We start from the raw sequence: 14,943 nt of genomic DNA, 5'->3' as shown, positions 1-14,943 counted from the left end.
TCTGCCACACTTGATGTGGTTTACATGGCATAATTTATACTCCTTTGCTAAAGAAACAAACTCGTATAATGAAGCCAATGTTAACTTGCTGATGATAAAATCTTGCTTACTAACTAAGTCAGCAGCAGAAAACGGAATACGTAGAATGATGTAGTTACGATAAGTAACAAACACATTGCCACCCTTATGGGCTTTTGAGCTTACAGATGATATGGGAAAAGTTCTGCCAAATAGTGGATGCGTTGGATCTGTAACTGTGATTTCTTTAGTTGCTTGATTATTGAAGGGGGTATTAAGGTGATTGATCGTTCGAAACACTTCTTAATATCCCCCTCTAAAATCCATTGCGGAGCATCACGTCTTGCCAATGTTATGAAAATTTGACTTACCGCATCTGCTGCTGAACGATGCACCCTGAATCCATATGAGTGAGTGTCTCCTATTGTTTCTGCAACAGGGTCCAAGCCCATAAGGTATAAGGCTTGTATCGCACGATCTTTTATAGTTGGAATACTAATCGGCCGCTTGCCGCCCTCAGGCTTGATTAGATAAATGCGTCTCATAGGTTGAGAGCGATATCCACGTCGCTTTAGGCTAGCAATTCCTTGAGATTTAGCTGAAGGACTTTGCCACAACTGATTATCAACACCAGCCGTGTATTTTCCTTTGTTCGAAGTTACGCGTTTCACTGCTAATGCTTTAGCACTAAAACTACGTGTGAGAAGATGTTGTAAAGTTTTCACTTTATTCCATCTCCCATCTTTTGTTGCCTGAACAATACGAGCTTGTAGCTTCCTGGTTTTTTTCTTACATTGAGACCAATTAATTTGGTTCCAGTGCTCGGCAGTACCGAAAGGTGCACTTACAATTTTACCTGTAACCATCTGCTTTCCTCTCTTTAAAAGTTTTACAAACAATCTTGTCCAAGATGACCATTGTGGACGTCAGTTCTCTTTCGAGCCAGGTAACGTTTAAACCTGTATCACATCCATTACAGATGAGCGTTCACTTTTTCCACACTCCCAATCCCACATACCCATAAGCCTTTCTCACGATCGGCCTTACTGAATATCCAACCCAGAGATATATGGGGTTTCCGTGTTCCACCTATTAAACAACAACGGGTTAGGATTGATCTCTACACCGGTGACCTTGATGTTTGCGTATCAAATGCGTTCAGTTTGATAACCAGTCTACTTACCTTTTGGTTCAAGCCTATCAGTGTCTTTGGCTTGTTCGACGTAACGATGCTTAGGATCATTTGCTTGCGCTATCCATACCATTAACCCTAGCCCCCGTGCCAACTCGACACTTATAGCATTGTTCTTTCTTCGCAGACCGAACTTCTCCTTTTCAGGCGGGTTCATTGTCCTAAACGCTTTGCACAAAGCATTACTGCTTTTGTACAGTCTAGTAGGGTACGAGCGGCAAAACACTCGGTTTAGTCAGGGTGACCTGCTAAACAATTTAATAAGCGACTTTTCACGTCGCACAAAGGCGACATCATTTTTGGGGTCAAGAAATTTAGAAAGAGCCATAGCAAGGGTACCTAAAAAGCATTAATAATTATACACAATTCTGAAGAAATATTCAACAATTAAACGTAGTTGATTTACGTTAACCTGTATAATATTTATGACAAACATCTCGATAAGGTACCAGATAGCACAAAAAGTAAGGAGCTGGAGGTTAAAACAAAAATATACTCTGAAAAACTTAGCAGACAAGGCAGGCATAAACTATCATACACTGATAAGATACGAGCAAGGAACATGTGGCATTCCAACTGAAAAGTTAAAAATCCTAGCAGAGGCGTTATCAATTAATGTTAGAAATCTCTTTCCTGGGCAAAAAGTACTAAAAGAAAGCAGTTGTTTTGACAAAGCTAAGATCCAGGAAATGTATAATTTCATAGAAAAATAAAAAGAATAGAAGGACGCAAAGCAATTTATGCATTAACCAAATCTATCCGAACTGAGGAAGAAAGTAATATAAAAGCAGCAAGAATAAAAATTGCAAAGGATCTAGTTAAGGCAGGGCTTGATACTGAGATTATCTATCAAGCAACAGGCTTATCAACCGAAGAATATGCTGATAAAGAGAGATACGAGCCAAACAGAGGACAAGAGATAAAAAAGTGGAAGAGGCTATACGCAAGAAGAATTAGCAAAAAAGCTTAATATAGGACCCTCACAGATACATCACTACGAGCAAGGGAGTGTTACGATTTTAAGTGAAAGGTTATGGGAAATAGCAAGAGAATTATCAGTGGATGTTGAAGATTTGATAAAGGAATATAAAGAAAATGATTGCAAAGATGGTGAAGCAGAAGATGAATTATTAAGTTAGGCAAGAGAATATAGAAAAATTGATAATCAAGAATCACTAGATAAACTGAATATATGGGTAGAATTTTTATTGCAAAGAAAGCAAATTTACAAAGAGAAGATTGATAAAGTAGAGGAAATGAAAGTTGCAAATAATTTACTCAAGTTAGGTTTTTCTACTGATGTTATTTCTAAAATAGTAACAACTTCTTTTACATAAAGAATTAATTTTCAATTAGATAAAATAAGCATCTGTTAATATCTTAATTTTTTGATGAAAAAATAAGTAAAAAAGATTGAAAAATTGATTTGACTTCACTCGGAAGCTATGGCTTTATGCCAAGACTGCTAAAAAAGTAGCAGTAAACAATTAAAAACAATTTGTTATTAACGAGGAGTATATTTTATGAATAATAGTGAAAAACTTACAGAAGAAATAGAGAGAGTACTACAAAGCGGAGGAGGAAGTGCTCTATTTGATCGCGAAATAGTGGCAGTGCTTCTAGGAGCAGTTCATGACAGAAAGCAAGCACAAGATGTGACTAAAACTTTAATGGATAATTGCCCAGGAATAGGAGAAATTTTAGGGCGAGAAATCGATGACCTGAAAATGATAGACGGAATGACCGAACATGCAGCTGCAGCAATTGAATGTGTTAAAGAAGCTTACAAGAGGGCACTAAGAGAAGGGTTAAAGAGAGGCCCTGTAATGGATAGTCAAGAAAAGCTGATAGAGTATGTAAGGGTAAACATAGGCTTTTCAGCAAAAGAAGCTGTCCTGGTAATATACTTGGATAAACAGAACCGTCTGATAAGAGATGAAGTGTATTTTGGTACAATAGATGAAGTACACCTATCTGAAAGGAAAGTGGTAAAAAAGGCATTATCAATGGAGGCAGCATCGATAATATTAGCTCACAACCATCCAGGAGGGAGTTTAGAACCATCAGAAGATGATAAAGTTATGACTAGAGAATTAGTGTCAGCATGTCAAGGGGTGGGAATTGAGCTAGAGGATCACATTATTGTGACGGACAAAGGATATTGCAGCTTTAAGGAAAGAGAGCTGTTATAAAGATGGATGCCAAATTTTTCAGGTTTGGGAAGTTTGGCTACCACTGCTAGTGGAAACAATACGAAATATGAATATAAGTGCTTTAAGGAAAGCATATTTCTATAGCTGAGATTTGGAAAAAGACATCACAAAAGTTGTAAAGTATACAAGATCTTTGTATAACTTGCATGTTAAGTTATAATAAACGAATAAAAGCCCAAAAAGCTCTATTCTTTTGTTATAAAGTTGCAAACTATACAAGATCTTTCTAATATTTGTATATTAAGTTAATAGTAAAGCAATAAATTGCGCTATAGACTTAGATAATATGCTTAATATAGGAGGCTTATATGGCTAGTAAAAAAATTACAATGGTTCGAAAAGACCCAAATAAAAAAAATCGTAAATTCAATATTAACCGCAAGTTATTGGGCAAAATATTTAGTGCTCTTGAGGGCATTGATATACAACCGTCTAACTTTGTGAGCAAAATTAATAACCAAAATCCTGGAGGTACAATGCCTTCCCCTAGTAGAGATGGTCGCGAAAACCAAATAAACTTCGAAGAAGGACTTGACCATATTTATGGTACAAAACCAGCAAGTAATCAAGAAGATTATCCAGAAAATTTAAATCCATTTACCTCAGGCTTGCAAAAAATAAAGCTAAGTGCAAGGGAAAATAAAAAGTTGAGCTGGTTTAAAAGTGCAGTGGTAAAAGCAGGCAGCCCAAAAGAGATGCATAAGGTTGTGGATCAAGCTCTATCTGCTGGAATAAGGATAAATGCATGTCATGAAGGAGAATGGAGTTTTTCCGAGTATGTGATATTAGGCACACATTTTCACAAAGTCAAAAAAGGTGAACTAAAAAAAATAATGCGTGAATTAATGCTGAAGGGTGCAGAGTTTCATGACAGGCTATTGCAGAATGAGCTGGTAGGTGAAACTTATAACGAACTGCAAAAAGAGGTGCAGCCACAGCTAGACAAGCAACTTGAAGAACTGAGGAAAGTCGGTGAAAGTGCTGTTCAAAAAGGAGCTGTAATAGATGTGGAAATAGACAATAGACTTCTTTCAAAATTGTTAGAGGGAGTGTAAGATGAAGTATTTGAAAGCATGAAATATAAGGAAATAGAAAAGTTAGAAGGAGAAAAGTTTCGACGTTTAACAGGGGTAAAAAAAGCAACATTTGAGCGAATGGTAGAAATTCTAGAAGTGGAGGATAAAAGAAAAAAAGCTAGAAGTGGAAGAAAAAGTAAACTTTGCATAGAAGACAGGCTACTTATGGCACTGGAATATATAAGAGAATATCGTACATATTTTCATATTGGGCAAAGCTATGGCATGAGTGAAAGTAACAGTTTTAAAATAATAAGATAGGTAGAAGACATATTAATAAAACATCCAGATTTTGCATTACCAGGAAAAAAAGAGCTATTAAAGAGTGATGTAGAATATGAAGTTTTAGTAATAGACGGAACTGAAACGCCAGTAGAGAGACCAAAAAAAAGCAAAAGCCCTTCTACTCTGGAAAGAAAAAAAGGCATACTATAAAAACACAAATAGTAACAGAGAAGAAGAGTAAAAAAGTCATATGCACATCTTTCTCGAATGGTAGAAAACACGATTTTCGGATGTTTAGAGAATCAAAGGTAGCAATATTACCGGACACCAAAATCTTAGCTGATGCCGGCTACAGGGGAATGCAGAAGATACACAAAAATGTTGTATTACCGCACAGGAAAATGAAAAAGAATCCGTTAAGCAAAGAACAAAAAAAAGAGAACAGGGCACTTATGAGCCAAAGGGCAATTGTTGAAAACGTAATTGGCTTATTGAAAAGGTTTAAAATCATCTCGGACAGGTATAGAAACCGACGAAAACGTTTTGGTTTAAGGTTTAATTTGATTGCTGCAATTCACAATTTTGAGCTCCATACATGAATTTTGAAAGAAGTCTATTCTGTGGAATAACATTTGAGGAGTACAGAGGACAAGCAACTGATCCTGAAGGAATTGTGAGAAGATTTATAGAAAAAGATACGGGACACTGTTTTCCACTTGGTACAGCTAACACATTTACGACATATTTTGCGCCAGCGGACTTTAATGAAACGGTGAATACCCTTGGACAGCCACTCTATGCAAAACAAGAGCCAAGAAGATTTGATAGAGGGACCGATTTACATACTCAGTCAAATCCTTTACCAATGTGCCATCGTCCAGGCATATTAGTCAAGCTTGTTACAGCATAGAGGAGAGAATGACTTCAATCAAACCCTCCTACCAATATAGCCACTTTCTTAGCGTGCTTTTTAAGTTACTATATAAAGGCAAGGTATGCAAATGGTTTTTGTAGACAGAGCAACTACAAGAAAGGAGGTACGAAAAAAGATTGCTCTGCCTACACAAGCTTTAGAAGTTTAGTAAGTATAAAGGAAGAATGCAAGAAAATATTAAAAGGTTATTGAAAGATTGTTTTGCACATTTAGGAGAGCAAGCGTTGTATGAGTCAAAGGATAAGTCATACCTGGTGCAGATATTAAAACAACAGCCAGATAAATTATACGAGATTGGTGAAGGACAATTTGTAGGGGAGATGTTGATTTTGGAGGTGAGTATATTCGATGTATTGCAGCCAGTAGTAGGAGATATCTTTATTATTGATAAGCGTAAGTACAAAATATATTCACCACCACTTAGGGATAATTCGGGAATGGTATGGAAAATACAAGCAGTGGGGGTATAGATGCGTATTAACATCGAAGTCACCGGTAGCATAGAAAAAGTTATGCAAAGTATAGATGCTGAAAGGAAAAAAGTGGAAAAAGCGACGATGAGGGCACTAAACAAAACAGCACTTTGGTTAAAAACGCAAGCTGCTAAGGAAATTAGTGAGGAAAAGAAGATAAAATTAACGATAATGAGAAAAAGGTTGCGAATCTTTAAGGCAAGAACAAGTAGATTGGAGGTTTTAATAAGAGCAAACTTGTATGACATCAAAGCTTCATCAATGGGTAAAATGAGACAAACAAAAAGAGGTACAAAAATAGGAAAACATGAGTTTATAGTAGCATTTATGGCAACAATGCCAAGAGGAAATAGTGGTGTTTTTAGGCGTGAAGGAAGAACAGCTTTGCCAATACAAGAGGTAAAATTAGCACTGGAGCCAGAAGCATCAAAAATAATAAAGGAGCTAGTTAATTATGAAACAGAAGGGATATTTGAGAAATATTTTGAGCGTGAATTAAACTATATTGTAAAAGTATGATTTTAACTGAGTTGCACAAAGCAATTTGCAGGATGTTGAAGAAAGAAATACCAGCGATAAAGACATGTGAAGTATATCCAACGATAAGAAGGGAAATAGTAGCGCCAGCGGTATTTGTAGAATTGTCAAGTTTAGAGCAAGGAAAAGATCCGGGAACAGAAGAATTAGCCCTGAAAGCAAGATTTGAGGCGAGAGTGGTAGTTGATGGAACAGTCGAGGATTACTCGGTGGTTGTGAGAGAATTAGCAGCAGCAGTTGCGAAAGTAGTGAATAAAAATACTTGGAACGTGGAAAATGTTTCGCCAGGTGAATTTATATCTGCGGAAATTGACGGATTTAGACCCGAATTGGATGCGTATTTAGTGTGGATGGTAGAATGGGTACACGAGCTACATTTAGGAGAATCAGTCTGGTTAGAGGAAAAAATTAAGCCACATAGCATAAATGTTGGAGGAATTAATGTTGGAAAGTAATTTTGCTATTTCAGAGTTGCAAAGAAAGTTAGCTAACATTGTACGTATTGGGCTTGTGAAAGAAGTAGATTATGAAAAAGCGAGAGTAAAAGTGCAAATAGGAGATATTGTAACAGATTATCTGCCATGGATAGCAAGAAGAGCTGGAGAAGATAGAATCTGGTCACCATTGAGTCTCGATGAACAAGTGATAGTATTATCGCCATTTGGGGAATTATCATTAGGGGTAGTGTTACCAGCAATTTATCAGCAGAAGTATTTTCCCTCAGAATGCCGAAAAGATGCTCATATTTTTGAGTTTCAGGATGGAACGAAATTATCGTACGATAAGGAGAAGCATCATCTTGAGATTGATGTAGTAGATAAACTAATGTTGAAAGTAGGAGGATCAAGCATAGAGATGACAAAAGACGGAATAAAACTTAAGGCACAAAGAATAAATCTAAATTGAGGAAAAGGTGAAAAAAGGAATAGTGAGGCTAGGAGACTACTGTGGAGAAGCTATGCCGCATTTTTGTATAAGAACCTGTACATGATCTCAAGAAAGGAATAAACTAAGAGATAATGTATATAAGTTAGGATATATGAGGAGTTTATACCCAAGTAATATAAGTCGGGAAAGATTTGAGATTATATTACCAGATCTAGAGTCCTGTAGAAAAAAAACAAAACCAAGAAAACTTGATTTGTATGATGTATTTTGTGGAGTGTTATACGTTCTGAAAAGCGTTTGTCAGTGGAGAATGCTACCAAAAGAGTTTCCAAAATGGCGCAATTGTTACGACTATTTTAAGAAGTGGAGTGAAAAACCAGATGCAAATAAAGAAAGTGTTCTGGAGCTGGTGTTAAAAAAAAATAGTTGGCGTAGTCCGACAAAACAATGGTCGGAAAGAAAAAACCAGCTTCTGCATAATTGATGCACAGAGTGTAAAAAATGCAGATACTGCTGAAGAAAAAGGCTACGATGCAGGCAAAAAGATTTCAGGAATAAAACGCCATATTGCAGTAGATACGCAAGGTTTGCCACATGCAATTTATGTAACAACAGCAGAGATAACTGACCGTAGCAGTGCTGTGAGAATGGTAGAAAATGCAAAAGAAAACCTCTCGGGAGTTAAAAATGTACTGGTTGATGCAGGCTATACGGGAGAGAATTTTGCAACACAAATAAAAGCAACTATTGGTGCAACTGTTGAGGTAATAAAACGCAGTGAATTACATACCTTTGCTGTATTGCCAAAAAGATGGGTTGTAGAGCGTTCTTTTGCTTGGTTGGAAAAATGTAGACGGTTATGGAAAAATTGCGAGCGTAAACTCAACACCAGCTTGCAAATGGTAGTTCTTGCTTTCACTGCTTTGTTCCTCAAAAGATTATGAACAGGTTCTAAGAGGAAGCAGTGATGTATTTGCGAATAGTAGACCAATTTGTAGGCAAGGAGATAGTTTTAGTGAAGATAAGGTAATGGCACAAGGGTCAAAAACAGTGTTTGCTAATGGTCATGGTATAGGAAGAGTTGGGGATTCAGTATCTTGTGGGTTCAAAGTAATAAGTGGAAGTAGTAATGTTTTTTCAGAATAAAAATAAACCATGTGCTATACTTACCAAAAGTAAAATTATGAACATGGATATAACTACTAGCCTATTAGGAGACGTTAGTAATTTAATAGATAGAGCAAAGAATCATCTTTCTGTTCAATTCAATTCTACTCTAGTATTGTTAAACTGGGAAATTGGCTCCAGAATTGATCAAGATATCCTAAAGCACAAACGTGCAGATTATGGGAAGCAAATCATCTCCCAACTTGCAAAAGAACTTCAGATGAAATATGGACGTGGATTTGATAGAGCTTCATTATTTCGGATGGTGCAATTTTCCAAATTCTTTCCCGATCAAGAAATTGTCGCGACACTGTCACAACAATTGAGTTGGTCACATTTTGTAGAAATTATTGCAATTTCTGATGAGCTGAAGCGTAATTATTATATAGAAATGTGTCGTATTGAAAGATGGAGTGTTAGAGCACTACGTAGTAGAATCGATACCATGTTGTATGAACGTACAGCACTAGCAAAAAAGCCTGAGGACTTCATAAGACAAAGCATCAAACAGTTACGTGAAGAAAATACGTTAGCCCCCGAATTCATTTTTCACGATCCATACTTCCTTAACTTTGTGGAATTGCCATCAAGTCATAGTGAGACTGATCTAGAAAATACGATTTTGGATGAACTGATAAAATTTTTACAAGAGTTTGGTAATGATTTTTGCTTTATAACACGTCAAAAAAGGATGAGCACTGATGCAACTGATAGGTATTTAGACCTGCTATTTTTTCATAGAGGATTAAGACGTCTTGTTGCAATAGAACTAAAAATTGGTCGATTTGAACCAGCTTATAAAGGACAGATGGAATGGTACTTAAATTGGTTAGATAAAAATGAACGAAAACCAGATGAAGAAAAACCTCTAGGGATTATTTTATGTGCTGATAAGGATCAAGAAGATATAGAATACCTGGAGCTTGAAGGATCTAATATTCATGTTGCGCAGTATTTAACACATCTGCCTCCTAAGGAAATTCTTGAGGAGAAGTTGAGAAAAGCTATCTCTATAGCTCGTGAAAAATACGAACGACTTAAAGTACTAAGAAGAAAATGATTAAACAGATATAACACAAAAGGCAACGTATTTATGCGAGGAATGGACGTTAATACTGGAAAAGAATTGGAAGGATTAAACCATCTAAAGCAATCGATAGTTGACATACTGACCACGCCGATAGGCAGCAGAATCATGCGTAGGGACTATGGATCGAGGTTACTTGAATTAGTAGATCGGCCAATAAATAGAGATTTTTCGTTAGAAATTTATGCAGCGGTAGCAGAAGCACTACAAAAGTGGGAAACAAGGTTCAAACTCGAGAAAGTAAAAATCACAGAAGTGAAAGAAGGAAAAGTAACGCTTGATCTAGAAGGATTATACTTACCAAGTGGAAGAAATATTCGCTTTGACGGGGTTGTGGTATAAAGATGGAGCAGCCAAATATTATCGAACCACTGAACTTTGAAGAGATTTTTTCTCGGATGAAAGAAGAGTTAGTGAAGCGTGATGCAAGTTTTACAGCATTAGTAGAAAGTGACCCAGCGATGAAGGTATTAGAAGTAGCAGCATGGCGAGAACTGTTGCTTAGAGAAAGAATAAACGAAGCAGCAAAAAGCAATTTACTGAAGTTTGCAAGGGGAGAAGAACTTGATAATTTAGCTGAGTTTTATGGAGCAGAGAGGCAAGATGGAGAAGAAGATGAACGCTTCAGAAAAAGAATCAAGGCAAGAATAGTTGGCTCAAGCACAGGAGGGAGTAAAGAGCATTATCGGTTTCAAGCACTCTCAGCAGATAGTAGAGTAAAGGATGCGCTGGTTGAATCAAAAGTGCCAGGAAGTGTAGAGATCTCGATTTTATCCACGGAGTTATCCACAAATGGCATAGCGTCTGAAGAACTACTTGATATTGTAAGAAAACGAGTCACCAGGGATGATATAAGGGTATTAACAGATACGATAACAGTAGTTGGTTGCAATATTATTGAAATAAATATCCACAGCAGAATTAGTATTAAAAGACCAGATATTATTGAAACGGTGAAGAAGAAATTTATAGAAAAATTTGAAACAACGAAAAGATTAGGATGGAAGGTGACAAGATCGTGGATTATAGCGAATTTGTTCGTAGAAGGAGTAGAAAACGTAGAATTAATCGAGCCAAGAGAGGATGTTGTGGTACTGGGGAATGAGTGTGCAGTGCTTGGGCTACGTCAAGTTAGATAGGATTTAAAACGTATTTTTTTGTTTTGTGGAATCGTAAAAGTTTCACCAGTGAGGGGATTGCGTGCAATAAGTGGTTTAAGGTTTACTGGATAAAAATGACCAATGTTAGGGAGACGAAAATATTGATCTTCTTCCAGAAGTTGTAACTTGTTTTTTAAAGTATTGATAATATGGTCAAATATTATGGAAGCGTGTTCAGTGTTTTTGATATTAAGAACATCTTTATTTTTCATAAGTTCCGCAATGATCTCTTGCTTACTCATAAGTTACCTAAATAAAGAAAGTTAAAGCAACTTGAAAGAAAAGACAAATGAAAAGTTTATTACCCCCAAATGCAACAAAACAGGAAAAAGCGCTAGTAGAAGCAATCGATTACAAAGTAGATCCAAGCGGGATAAGAGGATTTAAGTTTAATCCTAAAGAAGAAATATTGCCATGGATAGTAGAGGAATATGGTATAGAAGAGATTCTGCGTTGGGCAAAAGACAAAAGAAGAGCGATAAAAGAAGGGGTAGAATTTCAGCGTTTAAGAGGAACACCTGCCTCACTGAAAATAGCATTAAAATGGGCAAACATAGAAGATATTACGATTATTGAAGAGCCACCCGGTAAACACTTTTTTGAATTACAGATAGGGATAAGAGACGTACCAAACGACTTCTTCGTAGATGCAGTAGTAGAGCTGGCAAAACTATCACTGCCTGTAAGATCCAGATTGATGAGGATTTTTAACGATTATTATAATGCGCAGAGATTTATATTGGACGAGAGTTTATTTGGAGATCTTCTTTCTGACTATTCGGGGGTAAAAATAGAAAAAGATGGACCAGTGTTATCATTTGGAAGAGTGAACTTTTTCAGATCTAGCAGTCCATTAATTGAGGTTATAGAGAGTTATCTACGCGATCATTATGAACGAGCTTTAAGCAATGACATATATCGCTTGGATGTAGCAATACTTGGAGAAACCGAGCCTCATACTAAGAACTATAACGGTATTTATGAAAGAAATCATGTGTGGTATAACTTCAAAGCGCTATATCCGCTACCACAGAGCTTACTACCGGCAATTAAGTTTGCTAAAGCGCAGATAGTATTATCGGACAGTTGGAGTTTAGGAGAAATAAACGCATGTTTTCCGGTTACTAGTATAGAAGAGGAAGGGGATAAATTTTTATTGGGAAGTAGCAAACTATCTGAACAACTGTGGAATTTAAAATACAAGCCAATTTTAGAAAGGTTTAGCGTTACTCACCGCTACAAGGTAGAAGATTTTACCAACCAGAAAGTTATAAGCGTCAAACAGACGAAATCTGTCAAACCAGGAAGAAACTCCCAATTTAAGTTTTGAGTAATTTCTGATATAACTTTGTGAGAAGCGCTTTTGCAGTTATAACCGACCAAGTCACTGGTGCCTTTAGTGCCCGTTCGTAAGCGTGGTTTTGGGAGGAACGGTCAAATCATTGATGGAGTTTTTGTAGACTACCTCGGTTAGGAGATTGTACTATCAACCGTTCCAAGCTGAAGCGTTTCCCTATTACAAATTATACGAAGGAGTTGCCATGAAAAAAGCAAAAAGTAAATTAGAAATAGTGAATCCTGATGCAGCAGGGATTGATGTTGGTTCATCTGTACATTATGTATGTGTACCTGAAGGAAGAGATGAACAACGTATCCAAAAATTTGGCTGCTTCACTGAAGACCTTCATAATTTAGCACGGTGGTTGAAAAAATGTAAAGTTACAACTGTAGCTATGGAATCAACAGGAGTATACTGGATTCCTTTATTTCAAGTACTCGAATCATATGGGTTTGAAGTAAAACTGGTAAATGCGCGACATGTAAAAAATGTACCTGGAAGAAAGTCAGATGTTCAGGACTGTCAGTGGTTACAACAACTACACAGTTATGGACTACTTCATGGATCATTCAGACCCGATGATCAAATTTGTGTATTGCGTAGTTATGTGCGGCAACGTAAAAGTCTTACTGAAAGTGCATCTACACATGTTCTGCGTATGCAGAAGGCATTAATTCAAATGAATATACAGCTGCATAAAGTTATAAGAGATATTACTGGAGTAACTGGTATGAAAATTATCAAGGCTATAATCGAAGGCGAAAGGGATCCTGAGAAATTGGTTGAATTCAGGGATGCACGAATAAAAAATGATCAGTCTACTATTGCAAAAGCGTTAGCTGGTGACTATAGAGAGGAACACTTATTCACGCTAAAGCAAGAATTTGAACTATATAATATCTATCAAGAAAAAATAGCAGAATGTGATAGAAATATTGAGGCCTATTACAAAACGTTCGAAACAAAACCTGGCGAAAGTAAACAGTTGAGTAAGGAAAAGAATAAGCATAGAAAAAGTAAGCCAAACTTTGCTTTGCACGAGGAACTGCACCGGATAACTGGTATGGATTTTACTAAAGTTCCAGGGCTTGATGTACTAAGTGTACAGACCATAATTTCAGAAACTGGTATAAACCATAGTAAATGGTCAACAGAAAAACACTTCTCATCGTGGTTAGGACTCAGCCCTGCCAATAAAATTACAGGAGAAAAAGTGTTTAGCACAAGAACGCGTAAAGTCATTAATCGTGCTGCGAATGCATTTCGAATGGCTGCTAATTCTGTGGGAAATAGTAAAAGTGCATTAGGTGCATACTACAGGAAATTAAAAAAACGATTAGGAGCGCCAAAAGCAATAACAGCTACTGCAAGAAAGATAGCGTGCATATTTTATAGTATGCTCAAATACGGACAGGAATATGTAGAAAAAGGAATGGAATACTATGAAATACGCTATAAAGATAGAACTGTAAAAAATTTGATCAAAAGAGCAAAGGAACTTGGCTATCTCTTGGTAAAAAAAGATGAGTTAGTTCAAGGAGTTTCTTAGGAGATTTGGTTTAACAGAACACAATGTTCATTTTGGAAGCGATTTAAATTCAGAGCAAAAGGATTCAATACATGAACCGGAAAATTACATTTTAGTGTTTTACCCAGGTGTACTAACGTGGCACGAACATCGTCATTTGAACAGGTCTTGGGAAGAAAAACAGATCATATGTTTAATACGCTAAATACTTATATTTATATCTTCATATATTACATTAACATTCGGTAAAAATGTGTGTTTTTTGAAAAAAAAAGTTGCTTTTTGATATCAAAACAGGCATAACTAGAATAGTAGTGGGTAAACATAAGAAGTTTACTTTACGCTAGAATGAGCCAAATTGGCGATTTTATGTATGTTTTTATAGTGAGGTATGTAATGAGGTTTAGCAAGGAAAAGAGAGAAGCTTTTAATAAGTCATTTTATGAATTATTAGACAACTCGTTTAAGAATATTAATGAAAAAGATGAAAAAGGGGAAACGATACTACATAAGGCAGCAAGAATGTCGACAAGAAAAAAAGTAAGTTTTCTAGTCAAGAAAGGAGCGGAAGTCAATGCGAGAGATAACAAGGGTTTTACACCGTTACACTGGGGAGCATTAGCGAAACGTCTAGAAAACGTAAAAGAGCTGACAAGGTCAGGAGCGGAAATAAACGCTATAGAGTATGGTAGTAAACATACAGCACTACATCTTGCATGTATGGTAGGAGCAGAAAGTATAATAAAAGTGTTGGTGAAAGCAGGAGCGGCAATTAATCAACAGAGTAAATTTGGTTGTACACCAATGTATTGGCTAATGGACAATGAAAAGAATAAAGAGGTGAAGAAATTCCTGGAAAAGCAAGGAGGTGTAGTAAGAGATAGACCAGAGATATGCGATGAAATAGTGGAGTCGGTTGGAGAAATGGTAGATGTATGGAGTAGAAAATTTTTACCGAAGTTAAAAGGGAAGGTGGTAAGTTTAGAAGAAATAAGAAAAAGAGATGAGTCGCTAATAATAGAAGATTTTAACAACGTAATAAGCAGGGTGGTGGGCAAGATGAACACTATGATTAAAGAATTTGATGAAAGATAGATAGTTGAGGT

The 14,943-nt window shown here is 36.5% G+C and carries 18 protein-coding genes and 4 pseudogenes; 20 read left to right on the top strand and 2 right to left on the bottom strand.

The window, feature by feature from the left end; all coding sequences use genetic code 11:
- Positions 1 to 200 precede the first annotated feature (200 nt).
- Positions 201 to 884, bottom strand: a complete 684-nt coding sequence (locus AABM58_RS00165; RefSeq protein WP_338405934.1) for a reverse transcriptase N-terminal domain-containing protein — start codon at positions 882 to 884, stop codon at positions 201 to 203.
- A gap of 751 nt (positions 885 to 1,635) precedes the next feature.
- Between AABM58_RS00165 and AABM58_RS00160 the strand changes: the two genes are divergently transcribed.
- From AABM58_RS00160 to AABM58_RS00085, 16 genes and pseudogenes are all read left to right on the top strand, one after another.
- Positions 1,636 to 1,923 (top strand): helix-turn-helix domain-containing protein, encoded by a 288-nt coding sequence (locus AABM58_RS00160; protein ID WP_338405933.1) that lies wholly within the window; start codon positions 1,636 to 1,638, stop codon positions 1,921 to 1,923.
- Between the two features lie 258 nt (positions 1,924 to 2,181).
- Entirely contained in the window at positions 2,182 to 2,349 is a 168-nt protein-coding gene (locus tag AABM58_RS00155) for a hypothetical protein (protein ID WP_338406861.1), read from the top strand.
- A 69-nt stretch (positions 2,350 to 2,418) separates the two neighbouring features.
- Positions 2,419 to 2,547, top strand: coding sequence for a hypothetical protein (locus AABM58_RS00150; protein WP_338405932.1), 129 nt, complete (start codon positions 2,419 to 2,421; stop codon positions 2,545 to 2,547).
- A gap of 186 nt (positions 2,548 to 2,733) precedes the next feature.
- Entirely contained in the window at positions 2,734 to 3,402 is a 669-nt protein-coding gene (locus AABM58_RS00145) for a JAB domain-containing protein (RefSeq protein WP_338405931.1), read from the top strand.
- Positions 3,403 to 3,752: 350 nt separating this feature from the next.
- Positions 3,753 to 4,445: pseudogene (locus tag AABM58_RS00140) on the top strand (hypothetical protein); the annotation flags it as partial.
- A gap of 51 nt (positions 4,446 to 4,496) precedes the next feature.
- Positions 4,497 to 5,323: pseudogene (locus AABM58_RS00135) on the top strand (IS5 family transposase).
- A 17-nt stretch (positions 5,324 to 5,340) separates the two neighbouring features.
- Positions 5,341 to 5,634 (top strand): annotated as a pseudogene (locus AABM58_RS00130) (major capsid protein); the annotation flags it as partial.
- Between the two features lie 188 nt (positions 5,635 to 5,822).
- Entirely contained in the window at positions 5,823 to 6,128 is a 306-nt protein-coding gene (locus AABM58_RS00125) for a head-tail joining protein (protein ID WP_253302202.1), read from the top strand.
- The gene (locus AABM58_RS00120; RefSeq protein ID WP_338405929.1) at positions 6,129 to 6,650 is read left to right on the top strand and encodes a phage tail protein; all 522 of its coding nucleotides are present in this window, start codon (positions 6,129 to 6,131) and stop codon (positions 6,648 to 6,650) included. It abuts the gene before it with no gap.
- Entirely contained in the window at positions 6,647 to 7,123 is a 477-nt protein-coding gene (locus tag AABM58_RS00115) for a hypothetical protein (RefSeq protein WP_338405928.1), read from the top strand. The genes AABM58_RS00120 and AABM58_RS00115 overlap by 4 nt, the downstream gene beginning before the upstream one ends.
- Positions 7,110 to 7,574: a phage baseplate assembly protein V gene (locus AABM58_RS00110; protein ID WP_253302204.1), complete on the top strand. Its 465-nt coding sequence runs from the start codon at positions 7,110 to 7,112 to the stop codon at positions 7,572 to 7,574. The genes AABM58_RS00115 and AABM58_RS00110 overlap by 14 nt, the downstream gene beginning before the upstream one ends.
- 133 nt (positions 7,575 to 7,707) lie before the next feature.
- Positions 7,708 to 8,500, top strand: a protein-coding gene (locus AABM58_RS00105) for an IS5 family transposase (protein ID WP_338405927.1) whose coding sequence is annotated in 2 segments (ribosomal slippage) — positions 7,708 to 7,971 and positions 7,973 to 8,500 — 792 coding nt in all. Because the reading frame shifts where the segments join, the coding sequence is not laid out codon by codon here.
- Entirely contained in the window at positions 8,466 to 8,702 is a 237-nt protein-coding gene (locus tag AABM58_RS00100) for a PAAR domain-containing protein (RefSeq protein WP_338405926.1), read from the top strand. Before AABM58_RS00105 ends, AABM58_RS00100 begins: the two co-directional genes overlap by 35 nt.
- Positions 8,686 to 9,783 (top strand): PDDEXK nuclease domain-containing protein, encoded by a 1,098-nt coding sequence (locus tag AABM58_RS00095; protein ID WP_253302206.1) that lies wholly within the window; start codon positions 8,686 to 8,688, stop codon positions 9,781 to 9,783. The genes AABM58_RS00100 and AABM58_RS00095 overlap by 17 nt, the downstream gene beginning before the upstream one ends.
- A 33-nt stretch (positions 9,784 to 9,816) precedes the next feature.
- Positions 9,817 to 10,152, top strand: coding sequence for a GPW/gp25 family protein (locus AABM58_RS00090; RefSeq protein WP_253302207.1), 336 nt, complete (start codon positions 9,817 to 9,819; stop codon positions 10,150 to 10,152).
- A 2-nt stretch (positions 10,153 to 10,154) separates the two neighbouring features.
- Positions 10,155 to 10,949 (top strand): baseplate assembly protein, encoded by a 795-nt coding sequence (locus AABM58_RS00085; RefSeq protein WP_338405925.1) that lies wholly within the window; start codon positions 10,155 to 10,157, stop codon positions 10,947 to 10,949.
- Here AABM58_RS00085 and AABM58_RS00080 read toward each other — a convergent pair.
- Complete coding sequence (locus tag AABM58_RS00080; RefSeq protein ID WP_253302209.1) at positions 10,937 to 11,212, bottom strand: HU family DNA-binding protein; 276 nt, start codon at positions 11,210 to 11,212, stop codon at positions 10,937 to 10,939. The genes AABM58_RS00085 and AABM58_RS00080 overlap by 13 nt on opposite strands.
- A 47-nt stretch (positions 11,213 to 11,259) precedes the next feature.
- On the opposite strand from AABM58_RS00080, the gene AABM58_RS00075 reads away from it, so the two are divergent.
- From AABM58_RS00075 to AABM58_RS00060, 4 genes and pseudogenes are all read left to right on the top strand, one after another.
- Positions 11,260 to 12,300 carry a phage tail protein gene (locus AABM58_RS00075; protein ID WP_338405924.1) on the top strand — a complete coding sequence of 347 codons (1,041 nt, stop codon included), beginning with the start codon at positions 11,260 to 11,262 and terminating at the stop codon, positions 12,298 to 12,300.
- A 211-nt stretch (positions 12,301 to 12,511) separates the two neighbouring features.
- On the top strand, positions 12,512 to 13,858 hold the full coding sequence (locus AABM58_RS00070; protein WP_338406860.1) for an IS110 family RNA-guided transposase: 1,347 nt from the start codon (positions 12,512 to 12,514) through the stop codon (positions 13,856 to 13,858).
- Position 13,859: 1 nt separating this feature from the next.
- Positions 13,860 to 14,042, top strand: a pseudogene (locus AABM58_RS00065) (phage tail protein); the annotation flags it as partial.
- 143 nt (positions 14,043 to 14,185) lie between these two features.
- On the top strand, positions 14,186 to 14,932 hold the full coding sequence (locus AABM58_RS00060; protein WP_338405923.1) for an ankyrin repeat domain-containing protein: 747 nt from the start codon (positions 14,186 to 14,188) through the stop codon (positions 14,930 to 14,932).
- Positions 14,933 to 14,943: the final 11 nt, after the last annotated feature.

The organism is Wolbachia endosymbiont (group A) of Longitarsus flavicornis, assembly GCF_963931955.1.
Classification (GTDB): Bacteria; Pseudomonadota; Alphaproteobacteria; order Rickettsiales; family Anaplasmataceae; genus Wolbachia.
This window is presented reverse-complemented; position numbering and strand designations above follow the sequence as displayed.

Bases quoted from the DNA above. Each gene is read 5' to 3' on its own strand.
- AABM58_RS00165 (WP_338405934.1), bottom strand. From the start codon at position 884: ATGGTTACAGGTAAAATTGTAAGTGCACCTTTCGGTACTGCCGAGCAC.
- AABM58_RS00160 (WP_338405933.1), top strand. From the start codon at position 1,636: ATGACAAACATCTCGATAAGGTACCAGATAGCACAAAAAGTAAGGAGC.
- AABM58_RS00145 (WP_338405931.1), top strand. From the start codon at position 2,734: ATGAATAATAGTGAAAAACTTACAGAAGAAATAGAGAGAGTACTACAA.
- AABM58_RS00125 (WP_253302202.1), top strand. From the start codon at position 5,823: ATGCAAGAAAATATTAAAAGGTTATTGAAAGATTGTTTTGCACATTTA.
- AABM58_RS00120 (WP_338405929.1), top strand. From the start codon at position 6,129: ATGCGTATTAACATCGAAGTCACCGGTAGCATAGAAAAAGTTATGCAA.
- AABM58_RS00115 (WP_338405928.1), top strand. From the start codon at position 6,647: ATGATTTTAACTGAGTTGCACAAAGCAATTTGCAGGATGTTGAAGAAA.
- AABM58_RS00110 (WP_253302204.1), top strand. From the start codon at position 7,110: ATGTTGGAAAGTAATTTTGCTATTTCAGAGTTGCAAAGAAAGTTAGCT.
- AABM58_RS00095 (WP_253302206.1), top strand. From the start codon at position 8,686: ATGTTTTTTCAGAATAAAAATAAACCATGTGCTATACTTACCAAAAGT.
- AABM58_RS00090 (WP_253302207.1), top strand. From the start codon at position 9,817: ATGCGAGGAATGGACGTTAATACTGGAAAAGAATTGGAAGGATTAAAC.
- AABM58_RS00085 (WP_338405925.1), top strand. From the start codon at position 10,155: ATGGAGCAGCCAAATATTATCGAACCACTGAACTTTGAAGAGATTTTT.
- AABM58_RS00080 (WP_253302209.1), bottom strand. From the start codon at position 11,212: ATGAGTAAGCAAGAGATCATTGCGGAACTTATGAAAAATAAAGATGTT.
- AABM58_RS00075 (WP_338405924.1), top strand. From the start codon at position 11,260: ATGAAAAGTTTATTACCCCCAAATGCAACAAAACAGGAAAAAGCGCTA.
- AABM58_RS00070 (WP_338406860.1), top strand. From the start codon at position 12,512: ATGAAAAAAGCAAAAAGTAAATTAGAAATAGTGAATCCTGATGCAGCA.
- AABM58_RS00060 (WP_338405923.1), top strand. From the start codon at position 14,186: ATGAGCCAAATTGGCGATTTTATGTATGTTTTTATAGTGAGGTATGTA.